Source organism: Methanospirillum sp. (genome assembly GCF_035406105.1).
In the GTDB taxonomy this organism is placed as follows: Archaea; Halobacteriota; Methanomicrobia; order Methanomicrobiales; family Methanospirillaceae; genus Methanospirillum.
In genome coordinates, this window is record NZ_DAONKG010000033.1 from 1 (window position 1) to 16326 (window position 16326).

General features: G+C 45.1%; 14 protein-coding genes. 3 read left to right on the forward strand and 11 right to left on the reverse strand.

Annotated features, from left to right (window positions below; translation table 11 throughout):
- Positions 1-371: 371 nt before the first annotated feature.
- From PLA23_RS03235 to PLA23_RS03250, 4 genes are all read right to left on the reverse strand, one after another.
- Complete coding sequence (locus PLA23_RS03235; RefSeq protein WP_324331960.1) at positions 372-959, reverse strand: type IV pilin; 588 nt, start codon at positions 957-959, stop codon at positions 372-374.
- A gap of 132 nt (positions 960-1091) precedes the next feature.
- Entirely contained in the window at positions 1092-2837 is a 1746-nt protein-coding gene (locus tag PLA23_RS03240) for a hypothetical protein (protein WP_324474005.1), read from the reverse strand.
- Between the two features lie 360 nt (positions 2838-3197).
- Positions 3198-4043 carry a GNAT family N-acetyltransferase gene (locus PLA23_RS03245; protein ID WP_324474008.1) on the reverse strand — a complete coding sequence of 282 codons (846 nt, stop codon included), beginning with the start codon at positions 4041-4043 and terminating at the stop codon, positions 3198-3200.
- 86 nt (positions 4044-4129) lie between these two features.
- Complete coding sequence (locus tag PLA23_RS03250) at positions 4130-4729, reverse strand: hypothetical protein (RefSeq protein WP_324328203.1); 600 nt, start codon at positions 4727-4729, stop codon at positions 4130-4132.
- A gap of 67 nt (positions 4730-4796) precedes the next feature.
- Here PLA23_RS03250 and PLA23_RS03255 point away from each other — a divergent pair, with 67 nt between their 5' ends.
- Positions 4797-6452 (forward strand): PAS domain-containing protein, encoded by a 1656-nt coding sequence (locus tag PLA23_RS03255; protein WP_324328205.1) that lies wholly within the window; start codon positions 4797-4799, stop codon positions 6450-6452.
- Complete coding sequence (locus tag PLA23_RS03260; RefSeq protein ID WP_324474010.1) at positions 6449-7336, forward strand: MBL fold metallo-hydrolase; 888 nt, start codon at positions 6449-6451, stop codon at positions 7334-7336. Before PLA23_RS03255 ends, PLA23_RS03260 begins: the two co-directional genes overlap by 4 nt.
- A 90-nt stretch (positions 7337-7426) precedes the next feature.
- On the opposite strand, the gene PLA23_RS03265 is transcribed toward PLA23_RS03260, so the two are convergent.
- The 6 genes from PLA23_RS03265 to PLA23_RS03290 form a co-directional block, all read right to left on the reverse strand.
- Positions 7427-8632: an aldo/keto reductase gene (locus PLA23_RS03265; protein WP_324328208.1), complete on the reverse strand. Its 1206-nt coding sequence runs from the start codon at positions 8630-8632 to the stop codon at positions 7427-7429.
- Between the two features lie 283 nt (positions 8633-8915).
- Positions 8916-9539: a hypothetical protein gene (locus PLA23_RS03270; protein WP_324474012.1), complete on the reverse strand. Its 624-nt coding sequence runs from the start codon at positions 9537-9539 to the stop codon at positions 8916-8918.
- Positions 9540-9679: 140 nt separating this feature from the next.
- On the reverse strand, positions 9680-10183 hold the full coding sequence (gene ilvN, locus PLA23_RS03275) for an acetolactate synthase small subunit (RefSeq protein WP_324328211.1): 504 nt from the start codon (positions 10181-10183) through the stop codon (positions 9680-9682).
- A gap of 2 nt (positions 10184-10185) precedes the next feature.
- On the reverse strand, positions 10186-11877 hold the full coding sequence (ilvB, locus tag PLA23_RS03280) for a biosynthetic-type acetolactate synthase large subunit (RefSeq protein WP_324474014.1): 1692 nt from the start codon (positions 11875-11877) through the stop codon (positions 10186-10188).
- On the reverse strand, positions 11849-13360 hold the full coding sequence (locus tag PLA23_RS03285; protein ID WP_324474021.1) for a 2-isopropylmalate synthase: 1512 nt from the start codon (positions 13358-13360) through the stop codon (positions 11849-11851). The genes ilvB and PLA23_RS03285 overlap by 29 nt, the downstream gene beginning before the upstream one ends.
- A 158-nt stretch (positions 13361-13518) precedes the next feature.
- Positions 13519-14214 (reverse strand): TIGR00266 family protein, encoded by a 696-nt coding sequence (locus PLA23_RS03290; RefSeq protein WP_324328215.1) that lies wholly within the window; start codon positions 14212-14214, stop codon positions 13519-13521.
- Positions 14215-14411: 197 nt separating this feature from the next.
- Here PLA23_RS03290 and ilvC point away from each other — a divergent pair, with 197 nt between their 5' ends.
- Positions 14412-15407: a ketol-acid reductoisomerase gene (ilvC, locus tag PLA23_RS03295; protein WP_324474016.1), complete on the forward strand. Its 996-nt coding sequence runs from the start codon at positions 14412-14414 to the stop codon at positions 15405-15407.
- Between the two features lie 21 nt (positions 15408-15428).
- Here the strand turns inward: ilvC and PLA23_RS03300 are convergent.
- Positions 15429-16326 (reverse strand): TM1812 family CRISPR-associated protein (locus tag PLA23_RS03300; RefSeq protein ID WP_324474019.1); only part of this gene is annotated, 898 nt, incomplete at its 5' end.

Below are 16326 nucleotides of genomic sequence, written 5' to 3' on the forward strand. Positions count from 1 at the left end.
ATTTGTAAAATCGTATTACAGATCTTAGGTCGCCATCACAAAACTGAGATAGATGCACTTGATTTTAGATCTGCCGAATGTGAGGTTTATTGATTTAGACTATTTTGAGAAAAGACCTGGATTCTTCCTTTCAGCACAAAAGTCAATTCGCATGTTTCTTTATTGCGCCCACAAAAGCAGGTAGTGAAGAACTTGAGCAGGATGTGATAAAAGTCACAAGTCCTGTTCTTGGAAGGGGGGAGAGGAGTAATCCAATCTCCCTATTAGGCAGTCTAAAACGGATTGAGTACGCTAATAATATTTTGATAATCCTCCAATGATGACTACAGTTTTTGATGATTTACAGAACCTGTTTATTAGACAGTTTCCTATTACGCCTTATACCGGTGTTCTGAGTATAACCGATACCCATCCATATCCTGAAAGACATACTCTTTTACATACCGCTCCATGTATTTCCTGTTTAGTAGGTTCGTAGGCAATGGACAGAATATTTCTCCATCATATTTCTGATAGATATACAGTGTTACTTCATCACCAGGATGAATATATCCGTTTTTCAGGTCAATTACAATACTTTCCATCGGTGAGAAATATGTACCCCTACACCCGGACCCTCCCATATTTTTTACTCCATAATGCCGGGTCGGAATGAAATTATACCCATGCAGCGTATAGATACATGCCAGCAATTCTTCATCATTAACAAATATCTTCGCCCGAAGCTTGTCATTTTCCAACTCTTCATGTGCGAATGACCGGATTGCTATCTGGCTCTCATATTTTGTTCCATGATTCACACTGATTATCTGAATGTATGGTGGTGCAAGAGACTCATTATTCTGAAGAACTGTGAGAAATCCGAATAATAAAGCAAGGAGTATTGCTGCAATAATAACAACGACAACAACCATGAGGATATTTCCATGGGTTGTTGATTCAGCTTCATCATATCGCATGTGAACCAGAAATTTTACTCACAAACATCTATGAAGTCTTTGAAATAATATTCAGAGAATAAATAATCTGATGACGCCCTACCCTGAATACATCACATTCCGGAAACAATTAAAAAATGAAGATGCTGTGTCTTATACTATTTGTATATCCAGATGACATTGTGAGGTACTGTTTCTGAATACAACTTCATGACTTATTATATATGTCCCGGCCTCTGCATATGAATGATTCATGGGGATTCCATACGTAACCGAACCATCGCCATAATTCCAAATTTCCTGTAAAGAGTCCGGGTAATAATCTGACGAGAATGTTACATCATGACTGTTGTTTCCTGTACCTTCATTCATAGTAAATGCAGCCCAGTACGGTGAGAGTATTCTGTCAGAGAAGAGCCGGATCGTATGATTTGACTGAACCGATTGTAGTATAAAGGATGTATTCACCGGGGTGGTTTTGTTATCGATCTGAATATAGGAAGCAGTAAAGCCCTTAAGGGACTCTATCTGGAACGCAATATCAGTTCCTTTTAGGACACTTATTGTCCCATTCGGCCGGATGACACCTCCATATTCAGCAGAAACATTGAGCATGCATACAACCGGTTCTTTTGTTGGAACAGGTGTCGGAAAAGAAGTCGGGATGGTAGTTGGTACTGGAGGTGGAACCGGATCACGTTTTGAAAAGTCAACGAAAACACTGTGATTTGCCACGATATCACTCAGTATCAAAGAATTCTTTACACCCTGGGAGGTCGTATCAAGATAGACATCCTGAATCAGGTATCCAAAATCCGGGAGAATATTGATACTGAGGTCAGAATGCTCCGCGGCCTGAATGATACCTTGTGGGATCGTGCGACCACCCCTTCCTGCGGCTATATGAATACCATATGATGAAGGAATGGAATCAATCACATGAAAAACGATATCTTCACTTGATTTCTGTTTATCAGGGTTTATCACCACCACCTGATATGCCCCGGTTGTTACATGAGAGAGATCAAAAACACCCGTCACCGTCTGACCATTATCTGATACCACGGTCGGACTTGTGTTCGTGATCGACACACCGCTTACCACATCGCGAAGATGAATACCACACCCCTCAATAAAATCAGAACCAATCACTGAGATCGAAAGAGCGGAATCACGGATCTGACCTGAAACGGGATTGACTGAGTGAACAACCGGAGCTGGAGGAGATACAACAAAACGGACATCATCTCCACTCTCCTGACCGTCAGGATTGGTAACTAGTACCAGATATGAACCGGCGACAAGACCACGCAGATCAAAAACACCCGTCACCGTCTGACCATTATCTGATACCACGGTCGGACTTGTATTTATGATCGACACACCGCTTACCGGATCAATAAGGGTAATGTGACACCCGTTCAAAAACCCTCTCCCGGATATCAGGATCTCTTCTGACATATCTCCTCTCCTGCCAGTATCTGGTTGAATTCCGAAAACCAAGGGAGGAGGATTCGTAACAACAAAATACATCTCATCCGGAGAAACCTGATCATCAACATTTCGTACCCTCACCCGGTACCGATCACCTCTGTCCATGCGACCAGTGAATGAGCAATGAATCGAACCCCAGAGTTGTGATATGACAGATGCAGGATATATTTCACCGTCACTTCCCTCCATCTCTACTATACATCCAGGCATAAACCCGCTCCCTGAAATCACCAATGAAAATGGTGCATCGCCAGGATGACCGGTGTCTGGAGTTATCCCTGTGACATGCGGAGCTATGCCATAGACGATTTTGAGGGGAGTTGGAGACTGATATCTCGCCGGCCTGGTTGTTTTTATGACGAGGGAATATGGGCCCGGATCTGCACCGCTTAATTCAAATTTCACTGTCATTTCGGAGTGGGATTTCACTACACTGCTCGTACAACTGATGCAATTTGTTGATGAGTTCACCAAATCCACACCCCATATCTGTTCCGTCTGAAAACCATTCCCATACACAGTAATCGTAACCTGATTGGTATTAGGTACGGTTTCTGGAGAAAATGATGAGATAACCATCTCCGCATCCGCTTCAATCATTATAAACAGGAATACTGCTGTGATAATTATAAGCTGAACATACCTGCGATCTGCATACATACAATAGAACCCAGATGGTAGGATTGTTCAGAATATGAATTACACGATTTTATCGTGAGAGCAAAATGTAATGATTTAAATATTATAATGGAGAGAAAATTGATTTTATCCAAGTTCAAACGTCGTGACACCGAAGATTTCATGAAGCGGTAATAAAGGGGCGGCTTTGGTATACATCCGGGCTGTTCCAAAGACAGCAACCATGGAACTCTCCTGAGCCATCCTGACTGCCGCGGAATTTGGTTCAGGGGTATCCAAAAAAATAATCTCACCAGGAACTGTTGCTACAAGGCCTTTGAATATCGTATGAGCAATATCTGGATTGTCGGCAAATAATGGCCCGATTTTATACCCTTCATAGCACTTCCGAATCACTCCATAGCCTGATATCTTCTCATCCCGATTTACCCACACAAGGGCTGAACATTCAGGTTGATTAATCCATCTCTCAAGAAATACCTTCCGCTCTACCGGAAAGTGAGCAGTATCATATGCAAGAAGAGTATCAAAAGGAATATCATGGGCAGAGACCAAATCAGGCTGCTCTTTTCCATCCAAAACCCCCTTCCATCTGATATTCCGGTATGCATAATGAAATCCCGCATGTGCGGCATACTTATCCTGCATCTCATAGACCCCATCCCCACCAAAATTCCTCTCCCCGGCATGAGTCTGCATGGCAGAAAAGATATCCCACCCGACACCATGATGACGGTACGGCTCTTTTACGATGTAAAACCCCCCAAAAGAGAACGTTTCATCATAATTTGTTGCAACACCAGTACCGATGATCTCCCCGTTCTGTTCTGCACAAAACCATCCGGCTGGATCAACCGGGTAATGACAGAATCCATCATGAAGGCCCGGATTCCATCCCTCATCCCGTGCCCATTCAATAAGGATATGTACCTCATCCTTCCGGATATTCCGGATGGTATATGATAATATCATAGTTTGTAAACATACCGTGGATACGATATATGAAACTGCCGATAGATGGGCATTGATCTGGTTTAAAGCCAATCAATACCAATGCATCATTCACCCATATAGAGCTCATGGTTTTTCATCCAGGGTGTGACATACATCAGGATTATCGGGGCAATAACTCCGCATACCACAGCATTACCAAAAAACCACCCGGTCATAATCATGGTTACCTGATCTGCCTCAGCGAACCCCCCAAATACAAGGGTATATGAACCCCATAGAGCTCCTGCAATGTTATTCAACACGACACCGGATATGAAAAAGATGGTGCGATCACGCCAGGATTTCAGGACTGGATCGGCATGAAAAAACCGAAAAGCCAAAAATGGAATAAGAACCTGCCATAAATCTGCTAAAGACCAGTACAAAGAGACATCTGCCGGAAGTCCACTCAGTACTCCTGCCCCGATAACACAACCGGCATACGCGGCCAGAACCCCCCAAATCCCAAACCAGAGAGCAAAGACGACCATAAAAGCCACAATCAGGTAAAAAGCAGAGACTCCGGGAACAATTGGATAGGAAAACACAAAATATTTGGCCCCAAGGGAGTTAATACAGACCAGCAGAAAGAAAAGAGCGAGGTAAATAATAAAATGAGGGCCGATAAAAATCCCTGAATGACGATCAGATGTTTCGTGTTTCACAAAATAGTAATTATGTAAGAAGGCGATATAAAAATTCTGGCAAATCATATTCAAAGGACTGGATGTCATGCAGGAAAATAGAGGAAAAGAGACAGATCCCCTTATTGGTGCATTTCTCATTTCTGTCCTCTTTGCACTCATCCTATTTCCCTACTGGTGGCTGGCTGATCAATGGTCTGCTACAGTCATTCCTGATCCTTCAACGCACTTTACCTTTTCATCAACCACATTTCTCCTTATCCTGGCACTCATTGATAGTGCATTTCTCATACGATATTATCAGATAAGGCAGAAGAATGACCTGGCCAATGCAGTCGCCCAGATACAAAAAGGGGCTGAAAACTACCGGTTGCTTATTGAAAATGCACCATTTCCAATTGTTATTACAAAATATTCAGACAATACAATTATTGTCATAAACAAAAAAGCAGCAGAACTCTTCTCAATTGATCCATCAGAAAAAACAGGAAAACCTGTAAGTTTTCAGTTTATCGGTCAGGAGAATCAGAAACAGATACGAGATACTCTCACGGTTCATGAACACCTGCATGGATATGAGGTCGCATTTTTCCGTAAAACCGGAGAAAAAGTCTATGCTTCCCTCTCTGCAGATATCATCGAATATATGAATGAAAAAGCGATTTTTACTGCATTTGTGGACATATCAGAGCGGGTTGCACTTGAACAGGAAATAATCAGGCGTGAAGAAAAATTCTCGGTTGTTTTCCATGAAGTCCCTAACCCGCTCATGATTCTGTCTGAGGATGGAATAATACATGATGTCAATTATGGGTTTGAACAGTTTTTCAATATGAAAAAAGATGATGTGGTGTCATTTTCCATTCACGATCTTCCCTTTTTTGCAGCACTCAATCCTGACCTTACACTTCCAGTGGTTGAACAGAAAAAAATTCAGGATTACGAATTAACCCTCCCTGGCGGAGAAAAACGATTTGTAATACTTCACTATCGCCATATCAGGATTGGAGAGGAGAAACATATCCTTGTTCTCATTCAGGATGTTGATACGATTAAACGCATCCAGAATGCAATTACCCAGGCAAATAATCAATTGTCAATTCTGAATAGTGTGACTCGCCATGATATTTTGAACAGAGTTATGGCAGTCATTTCCTATTGTGACCTATTACGACATTCAATCACACATAATCCGGAGTTATCATGGCTGGATACCATCGAAAAAGCCGGATATGATATTCAGACTCTGATTGAATTTACCCGTCAGTACCAGGATCTTGGCATTCATCCTCCGGAATGGCAGCGGATTGAACGAATCATGAAAAATAGGAGTATTCAGACCCTTCTTACCGGAATATCTGTCATTCTGCCTGATGAGCCCTATGAGATATATGCGGATACCATGTTTGAAAAGGTTCTATACAATCTTATTGAAAATTCAATCCGTCACGGAGAGAAGGTAACTGAGATCACTCTGTCATATGAGAAAAGAGGCCCGGATCTCATTCTGCGTTATACCGACAACGGGGTGGGAATTCCAGACGAAGACAAGAGTAAAATTTTCAGGAAAGGATTTGGGAAAAATACCGGTCTGGGTCTTTTTCTTATCAGGGAGATTCTCAGTCTGACCGGGATCTCCATAACCGAACACGGGATGTACAAATCCGGAGTTATTTTTGATATGCTCATCCCGGCTGGTTCCTATCGGATTTCTCCTGAAAATACCGATCAGGTACAACCATGACTATATTATCCTCCAGACGATTGTCAGGTCGGACCTGGATAGTGACCTTTGACGATAATATCTCGGTAATGGTAATTATCGGCAGGCGATACACAATTCTCTGTGATACTCACCTCGGTCCGGATTCAATGCAGGAAGTAACCAGGTTTCTTGCATCAGTCCCACACCCGGAGAACCTTTTTATCTTTAACTCCCATTCCGACTGGGATCATATCTGGGGAAATTGTGCCTTTCCTGATTCAATTATTGCCAGTCATACGACCTGCCGGAAACGGATGCTGGAACGGGGTGAATTTGACCTCTTACGACAAAAGGCACGGGCAAGAGGGTTGGTGAAAATTTTCCTTCCCAATCTTACCTTTGATTCCCGGCTGTGTCTGGACGATGACGAGATCGAGTGTATGCATGCTCCAGGACATACCATTGACTCATCGGTATGTCTTGATCGAAGTGGGAATATCATCTATGTGGGAGATCTGGTTGAGGATCCCATCCCGTATATTGACTATGATCGGATTGATGTATACATAAGGACGCTGAAATCGCTCATAACATCCTCTGCACAGGTTTTTGTATCAGCGCATTCCGGGATTATTACCCGGGATCTCATACGATCAAATATCACGTATCTCAATGCTGTCTTAACAGGAAAAGAGGTTGATACGAATTCATTTGGGACATATAAAACGGTTCATCAGGCGAATCTGAATGCACTTACCATATTCAGATATGAGGCACTCGCACGGGAAACACTCGGAGATGCATTTTCATTTGAGACATTCTGGTCTGCCATTCCGGACCCTGAAGGATCAGATCAGAAATCGCTGGAGAATTTTTTAAATCAATATCTCCACGATATAATGACCAGGAAGGGATTCCAATAATACAGGTTTACTCCCATATTTTCTCGATTCCTGCAGTGATTATTTCATCGGTATCGGTCTGAACCCACGCACCACACCAAAGCAATGGGATCAATCCTTATCATTAATCTGAGAAGAAAACATCCGCTTTGCAATAATGAGGACGCCTTTTGTTAACCAGTTATCCATTGTTTTTGAAACCATTTTCATCTTACCTGGAATATCGATATGCTGAGGACATGAAGAGACGCATTTTCCACATTGCCTGCACAATGAAGCATGAGCAGAGGTCCCCATGCCACCCATGAGTTGCATCCCATAAAACCCCCGGGTTATCATCTTATTGCCAAGCATATGGTATTGGTTGTAGAAGTAGAAACACTGAGGAATGTTTACACCAAAAGGACAGGGCATACAGTATGAACATCCGGTACAGGGAACTTTCATCAGTCGCTTATATACTTCTTTTACCTTTTCTATCGTCCTTATATCGTCCGAACTGAGGTAACCAGGTACGGCCTTTTCACAGGTCGTCAAATTCTCAGCAAGATGCCGTTCATCATTCAATCCTGACAGCACCACGGTTACTTCGGGATGATTCCATACCCAGGATAGGGCCCATTCTGCCGCTGTTCTGTTCATACCAGACTCAGTATACATCCGGGAGACTTCTTTTGGCAGGTTCTGTGCAAGCATGCCTCCTCTGAGTGGTTCCATCACGATGACAGCGATGTTTTTGGATGCAGCATATATGAGCCCTTCTTTTCCTGCCTGATTCTCCTCATCCAGAATATTGTATTGAATCTGACAGAACGTCCAGTCATATGAATCAATAATTTCTTTGAACGTCTTCCGGTCACCATGAAATGAAAAACCGATATTGATGATCTTTCCAGATTTTTTTGCCTTTTCCAAAAAATCCAGAACAGCAAGATCCAGTAGCTTTTTCCATATACCTGCATTTAACGAATGGAGAAGATAATAATCGATATAATCAGTCTGAAGACGTTTCAATTGTATTGAAAGAATCTTATCCATATCCTCCCGGGTATGTACATTCCACGGGGGGAGTTTTGTTGCAATCCGCACCTTCTCCCGATATCCATCCTTCAGCACCCTTCCAAGAACCTTTTCACTTTCGCCGCCATGATAGGGAAAGGCAGTATCAATATAATTCACCCCGTTATCTATTGCATTTCTGATAAGCCGGCAGGTTTTCTCTTCATCAATCCGACCACGTTTTGTCGGAAGTCTCATAGCCCCAAAACCAAGAGCTGAAAGATTATCACCATTTTTCGGAACAGTACGGTACTGCATGGCATCATCATTGCATATGATTGCTTATTATGTATAGACTGATTCGTCAGTTTTACAGATAGACATTCCGTATGTTCGCGTACCAGCTACATGCTCATTTCCTACCGTTTCCATGTTGCATTCCAGGATACGTTATTAACAATTCATAAGAAATGAAACGTAATTCTTATCGCTTCAGGCAGCAATTGGCATGAATGCATGTATGATTGCTGGTATCATATCAATGTTCGATTCCTCATTTCCAAGATATTGGTTTGGGGAATCGAAAAAAAAGTGAATCGGGTCATTGAATCGTAAATTCGACATATTCAAGCTCTTTCTCGTTTTTCGTATCCCAGATGTTTGAGAGCGTGGTGCTTGGATATGCTTTCTTTTTTATAACATCCCAACCATTCGGCATGATGGTTCCCGGTCGTTCGATCTCCATTGATGCATCATAAACATTCACATGATATTTGCCCCTCTGGAAGGGAATCTTTTTGACTTTTTCATTGATTTCTGCATTGAAGGTCACTTTACCTGAAGCGTCCTTTTTCACCGGAACAATAACTAGGGCATAATCTTTCGGAATATCAACGGTCTGGTATGCCTGGGTGCCATCCGGATTGAACCGAACCATATTAATACCTGTTTGATTCGTTGAATCCCCTGCAGAAGATAACTCTTTAAACCGGATTCTGCCGGCATTATCTTCCTTCGCATAGGCAACCACATCATCCCAGAACTCTTTTGGAAAGATTTCAATGCCAATCTTTTTTACCTTGTCGATCGTCGTCGTACCGGTGATGGAAAACTTTTCTCCGGCTGACAATGATCCGATCGGATCAACGGTGATATTTGAGGCCGATACAAAACCGGCCAGGCACATGATAAACAGAGTACTTAGTATGAGATATTTGAGAAACATAGAGATACCATCGCTTTTTCATTTGCTCCTTTTCGCATACCGATAGAAATCAGTTATGTTCAGAACATATCTGTTTTGTTGCCATAAGGGGTTTCTTGTCTGTACAGGAAAAAAATAATTAATTCAGGGCAAAACCAGGGTTATCTCCCTGAACTGACCGTTGCAGATCCCCGCTGCAGGGCAATTTTTCCGGTCCTGACCAGCTCGAGAATACCATATGGTCTTACCAGATCCTCGATGGCAGCAATCTTGCCACTATCTCCGGTCACCTCAATTACGAGCGTCTCACTCCCGACATCAATGATCTTTGCCCTGAATATTCCTGCGATCTGCATGATCTCTGAGCGGGCTGTACCAGGCTCTGCCCTGACTTTTATCATGGCAAGTTCCCGCTCAACATGCTCCGCATCAGAAACATCCAAGACTTTGATGACCTCAATCAGTTTATTCAGCTGTTTTTTCACCTGCTCAATCTGGACATCATTTCCTGTGACGACGATCGTAATCCGACTGGTTGCGGGTTGTTCGCACGGGCCGACTGCAAGACTTTCAATATTGAAACCTCTTCGTGAGAAGAGGCCGGTTACCCGTGACAAAACACCCGGACTATCTTCCACAAGAACACTGAATATATGAGACGTCATCCTCACTCCTCCTCATGCTCCGTATGATGCCCGACGATCATCTCACTGATATTTGCTCCGGCTGGAACCATCGGAAACACATTCTCTTCCCGTTCAACCCTGATATCAAGCACATAGGGGCCGGGATGGGCAAGTGCAGTCCTGATAGCCGATTCAACCTCTGATACGTCTGTTACCGTTGCAGCCTCTATTCCATATGCTTTTGCAATCCGTTCAAAGTGAACCTCCGGCAGCTCGGTGTATGAGTACCGCCGCTCATAAAAGAGCTGCTGCCATTGCCTGACCATGCCAAGGAACCGGTTGTTCAATACGATCACCTTTACCGGTATATTATACTGGGCAACCGTCCCGAGTTCCTGAATGTTCATCTGAAATGATCCGTCACCGGCCAGAACAAAGACCGGCTGGTCAGGGCAGGCGAAATGTGCTCCCATTGAGGCAGGAAATCCATACCCCATCGTCCCAAGTCCGCCTGAACTGATCCACTGTCTTGGCCGTGTGAACGTAAACCACTGGGCAGTCCACATCTGATTTTGGCCAACCTCACTGACAATGACCCCCTTGTCACCCAGAATGTCGGCAAGTGTTTTGATTACAAACTGGGGATAGAGTTTCCCATCCGACCGGTATATGAGCGGATGATTCTTCTTCCAGTTGGCAACCTTTTCCAACCATTCCGGATGCGGGCATGACTCTGGAATTTTCTTAATGATATCGGTCAGCACGCTCTTTGCATCCCCGACAATGGGCACATCAGGCTGTTTATTCTTTCCTATCTCCGCTGGATCGATATCAATGTGGATTATCTTTGCATGTGGTGCAAATGCCTCAATCTTACCGGTCACCCGGTCATCAAACCTGACACCGATGGAGAAGAGCAGATCTGACTCAGTGATTGCATAATTGGCATATTCTGTCCCATGCATCCCCAGCATTCCAAGATTGAGCGGATGATCGGTTGGGATACAGCCAAGACCCATGAGAGTAGTGGTAACTGGCATGCACATCCGCTCAGCCAAAGTGACGAGCTCTGCTGATGCGTCGGATGAGATAACCCCGCCGCCTGCATAGATGATGGGACGCTGTGCCTGGAGGAGGAGATCGACTGCCCGTTGGATCATCTTGCTATGCCCCTGGTATTTTGGCTTATACCCCCGAAGCCGGGGCTGCTGATCCGGGCCGTCTACATCCGGAACCAGTGCAGTACTGACATCTTTTGGAAGATCAATAAGGACCGGCCCTTTCCGGCCGGTACTTGCGATATGAAATGCCTCCCTGATGATTCGTTTCAGATCCCGTGCATCGGTAACCAGATAGTTATGTTTGGTAACCGGCATGGTAATCCCGGTAATATCAGACTCTTGAAAGGCATCATTTCCAAGGAGTGATGTAGGAACCTGGCCGGTTATTGCAACAACAGGAATTGAGTCCATATATGCCGTTGCAAGACCGGTAACCAGATTACATGCACCAGGGCCGGATGTTGCAAGACAGACACCGGTCTTCCCGCTTGCACGTGCATATCCGTCTGCTGCATGAATTGCGGCCTGTTCATGGCGAACAAGGATATGACGAATATCCGCATCATACAGTTCGTCATAAATCGGAAGAACTACACCACCCGGATACCCGAAGATGATGTCGACTCCCTGTTCCTTTAAACCTTCAATCAGTATTTGTGCTCCGCTTTTCATGATATTCCCTCAGCAGACGGTTCATCCCGGTGATGACCGCCTCCACGCTTGCCTGTATAATATCAGTTCTGGCCCCGCGTGATGTTATGGTCTGTCCATCTTTTCGTAATTTTACAGTAACTTCTACCATGGCGTCTGTTCCACCAGTGACTGCGTCGACATGATACTCCTCAAGCCTGATGTCACCGGCAATTGCCACAGACTGCTGCAATACCCGAAGTGCTGCATCAACCGGGCCGTCTCCGGTAGCAGCCCCGGTAACTTCCCTTCCGTTCACCTGCATCGTCACGGAGGCGGTCGGGATGACATTTGTTCCTGATACAACAGTATACTGCTTCAGCGAGATCACGGGCCTGCATTCAAGCAGCATAACTGCATCTGCTATTGCCATCACATCAGTATCGGTCACACGCCTCCCCTCATCCCCGAGATTCTTGATACGTTTGACGATCTCCTCAAGCTGACGGGGATTTGGCGAGTACCCAAGATCCGACAGAGCAGCTTTTACCGATGCAGAGCCCGAATGTTTTCCAAGAACAATCCGCCGGGTTCTTCCGATGAGTTCAGGTGCTATCGGCTCATATGTCCGGGAATCGCGGAAAAGTCCATGGGCATGAATTCCACTCTCATGGGTAAAGGCCATGGTTCCGACGATTGGCTTGTTTGTTGCAAACGGAACCCCGGTAAGTCGTGAGACCAGTGTAGATAAGGGATAGATCTTACGTGTGTTAATCCCGGTATCTACCTTGTACAGATGCTCAAGCGCCATGACTACCTCTTCAAAGGGGGTGTTACCTGCCCGCTCACCCAGACCATTTACCGTTACATGGCAACAAGTTGCTCCAGCTTTCAATGCGGCAAGGGTATTTGCAAGGGCAAGACCCAGGTCATTGTGGCAATGGATACTCAATGGTGCAAGACAGAGTGGTGGTATGATCTCTGCGGTGACCTCCGGTGTCAGCACCCCGACCGTGTCACAAAAGCACAGTCGATCTGCACCATGATCTATCCCTGCGGCGTATAACGTTTTGAGAAACGCAAGGTCCGCACGTGATGCATCTTCTCCAGAAAGCTCGACGATAAGCCCCCGTTCCTTGGCATATACAACAGCATCCATCGCCATTGAAAAGACCTGTTCCCGTGTCTTTTGCATCTTTCGCTCAATATGCAGGTCAGATACTGGAACAACAAGGTGCACTGAATCTGCCCCTGCATCTGCAGCACAATCAATATCCTGCGGTAATGCCCGGACATATGTGCAGCATTCAGTGGTAAGACCGGCCTCTGCTATGAGACGTATGGCTTCCCGTTCGCCCTCTGAAGCGACCGCTGATCCTGCTTCGATGACATGAATCCCAATATCAGCCAGTGCTGTTGCTATCTCGACCTTATCGGCAGGAGACAGAGAAACACCAGGTGTCTGTTCGCCATCACGAAGCGTTGTATCCAGGAATCGAATCTTTTTATTGCGCAATAAAACAATCACTCATAGGATGTCACTCCCAAGACTATGTCGTCGTCCGCATGCATATAAATTTTCTAAGAAAAAGAGAGTTGTTTTAAATAATGGTGCATAAGACAGAATTTGTTGGTGCATCCATCCCCGTTGAAAATCGCTTTTTGATGATAATTTCCTGATAATTATCTGGCTTTTGCCTGCACCCGAGGCTCAATGAGAGTCCAGATCCAGTCAGCCATCTCGCGGATGTTCTTTGTCTGAATATAGACCTCACCAGGACCGGTAATGTCAGTAACGAGAAACTCGCCACTGAGCAATGTCTCTTTCCAGCCGCCAAATTTTGTGACTTGGTACTGACAGGTATCACTAAAGGCAACCAGATGGAAGTTATCCACAATAAGACGCTCTCCTGTTCCAAGCACATGCTTATCAATCGCTCCAAAGGTGTTAATAAATAACAACCCCTCACCAGAGACCTTGATCATGAAAAGACCCTGACCGAACAACCCCTTCGTAAAACCCTGCCATTCCACATCAAGGGTAACATCTTTTCCCGATGCCAGGTAGGCTGATTTCTGAATAATAAAACCCTTTCCTGGTCCGACCTGCAGGATATCCACATCCCCTAAAGGTGCGGCAGAAAAACCCGCTTTTCCTGTCGCTGTTGTCGCGGTGAAATCATTTACAAAAAATGACTGCCCTCCGATAAGTGCCATCCCGATTGAACCAAGAAGGCCTTTCTTTCTCATCCGGGTGTGTACTTCAATGGTTGGCTGCATCCAGCTCATCGATCCGGCTTCGGCAGTGATTGACTCACCTGGACTCAGCGTCACTTCAAGCAGCGCATAGGACGGCTTATATTTGATCTCATACTCCATGATAATCTGTTTAGACCTTGTCTTTCCATGAGATAAGATCTCTGATTCCTGGTATCATTCAGGTGGTGCATAAAATGCGCGACAGTGCACCACACCCTTGATGCAGATATTTCTGACCACTTTCTTACCCCGGATAAAAGGAAAAAAGATATCAGGTCCACCCTAATGATTGAGAAGAGAACAAACCAGAGGCCATCATGTTACAGAAATACTATGACAAAGATGCCGATATGTCTGCAATCTCTTCAAAAACGATTGCAGTCATCGGATACGGATCGCAGGGAAGAGGTCAGGCATTAAATCTGAAAGACAGTGGACTTAACGTCATCATCGGGCTTCGACCGGGAAAGAGCTGGGATCTTGCAAAAAGTGAGGGCTTTGAGGTAATGGAGGTTGCAGATGCTGCAAAGAGGGCTGATATTATTCAAATCCTTATCCCTGATGAACAGCAGGGATCAGTCTACCGGGATCAGATCGCAAAGGGACTGACCACAGGCAAGACCCTCATGTTCTCACACGGGTTCAACATCCATTTTGGCCAGATTGTCCCCCCGCCAGATGTTGACGTGATCATGGTTGCACCAAAAGGCCCCGGACATATGGTTCGGCGGACCTATACTGAAGGAAAGGGAGTCCCGGCGCTTATTGCAATTCATCAGGATTATACAGGAAATGGAAAAAAGACAGCACTTGCATATGCCAAGGGTATTGGAGCTACCCGCGCTGTGGTCTTTGAAACATCCTTCCGTGAGGAGACCGAGACAGACCTCTTCGGAGAACAGGTCGTCCTGTGCGGAGGTATGACCTCACTTATCAAGGCCGGATTTGAAACACTGGTAAATGCAGGATATGCTCCTGAAATGGCATATCTTGAGGTTCTGCATGAGACCAAACTTATTGTTGATCTCATCTACGAAGGTGGATTTACCAAGATGCGCAACTCGATCTCAAATACTGCTCAGTTTGGCGACCTGACCCGCGGACCCCGGGTTATCGGACAGGAGTCATACCTTGCAATGCAGGAAATTTTAGAGGAAATTCAGAGTGGTGCATTTGCTAAGGAATGGATGCTTGAGAATTTGGTAAACCGGCCGGTCTTTACTGCCCTGACCCGTGCTGATGAAGAACATCTCATTGAAAAAGTTGGAAGAGAGATTAGGGCAACGATGCCACAGTTCCAGGATCTCAAGTAACGACGCGCTCCGTATTCATCCTTATTCTCTTTTTTCATGGACACAGAGGAAGAAAAACCGTTCGATATCCGAAAGAATATCAGATGCCCGTTTTCGTATTGATCTGACACTGTCATCCCGAAGATTCATTCCGCAATGTGCAAGATTATTCCGAAGATCTGAGATCCTGGTCCAGATAAGTACCAGTTCTTTCCAGTCAGGGTACCTGATGAGATCATCTGAGTACCGTGTTTTTTCATAGGGTCTGTTCTGCATGGCAAGAGAACCACCTGTCAGGGTCCGTGAAACCTCATGACGGACATCTGCATCTCTCCAATCCGAATCAAGACACATCCGTATCATATATAACGTTATCAAGACCTCACGCCCGAGGGTGACGGCCTGAAGAAAGAGACCTTTTTCAAGCTGAAATGCTATCAGACGTATCTGTTTTCTCACGTATTCACTCATACTCTGAGCCATATCCGGTTCTGCGGCCAGTTCAAGAAGACCTCCTGTTACTGCCAGGACTGGAATGAGATGTGGTGCAAACCGATTCAATTCTTCATTTATCCCATCAATATCATGAAAGGCTCCGGATGCTGCATAGAGCGCGTCAACAGGACGGGCAAGTCTGACCGCATCACTAAACTGCCAGAGAAGACTGGCCCAGCTTGTCAGTCTGACCGGGGGGTTTGGATCTTCTCCTGACCGGTGAATATTACCCTGCAGATCATGCAAAAGCCTGTACATCGGCTCTGCATCAACATACCGGATGAACGCCTCTACCCCGGAAATCCAGTCCAGGATATTCATCAAAGGCCTGAGATCAACAAACCGGCAAAATCCGTCATCGCCGGTTACCGGTGCATATATAACCCCTGCTATCGAGACAGACCGTACTGACCGGAGATATGAGGCTGCAAGAAATGTCATGAAT

Excerpts from the sequence above, each read along its gene's own strand:
- PLA23_RS03235 (WP_324331960.1), bottom strand. The coding sequence starts at position 959 with ATGCGATATGATGAAGCTGAATCAACAACCCATGGAAATATCCTCATG.
- PLA23_RS03245 (WP_324474008.1), bottom strand. The coding sequence starts at position 4,043 with ATGATATTATCATATACCATCCGGAATATCCGGAAGGATGAGGTACAT.
- PLA23_RS03255 (WP_324328205.1), top strand. The coding sequence starts at position 4,797 with ATGCAGGAAAATAGAGGAAAAGAGACAGATCCCCTTATTGGTGCATTT.
- PLA23_RS03260 (WP_324474010.1), top strand. The coding sequence starts at position 6,449 with ATGACTATATTATCCTCCAGACGATTGTCAGGTCGGACCTGGATAGTG.
- PLA23_RS03265 (WP_324328208.1), bottom strand. The coding sequence starts at position 8,632 with ATGCAGTACCGTACTGTTCCGAAAAATGGTGATAATCTTTCAGCTCTT.
- PLA23_RS03270 (WP_324474012.1), bottom strand. The coding sequence starts at position 9,539 with ATGTTTCTCAAATATCTCATACTAAGTACTCTGTTTATCATGTGCCTG.
- ilvN (WP_324328211.1), bottom strand. The coding sequence starts at position 10,183 with ATGACGTCTCATATATTCAGTGTTCTTGTGGAAGATAGTCCGGGTGTT.
- ilvB (WP_324474014.1), bottom strand. The coding sequence starts at position 11,877 with ATGAAAAGCGGAGCACAAATACTGATTGAAGGTTTAAAGGAACAGGGA.
- PLA23_RS03290 (WP_324328215.1), bottom strand. The coding sequence starts at position 14,214 with ATGGAGTATGAGATCAAATATAAGCCGTCCTATGCGCTGCTTGAAGTG.
- ilvC (WP_324474016.1), top strand. The coding sequence starts at position 14,412 with ATGTTACAGAAATACTATGACAAAGATGCCGATATGTCTGCAATCTCT.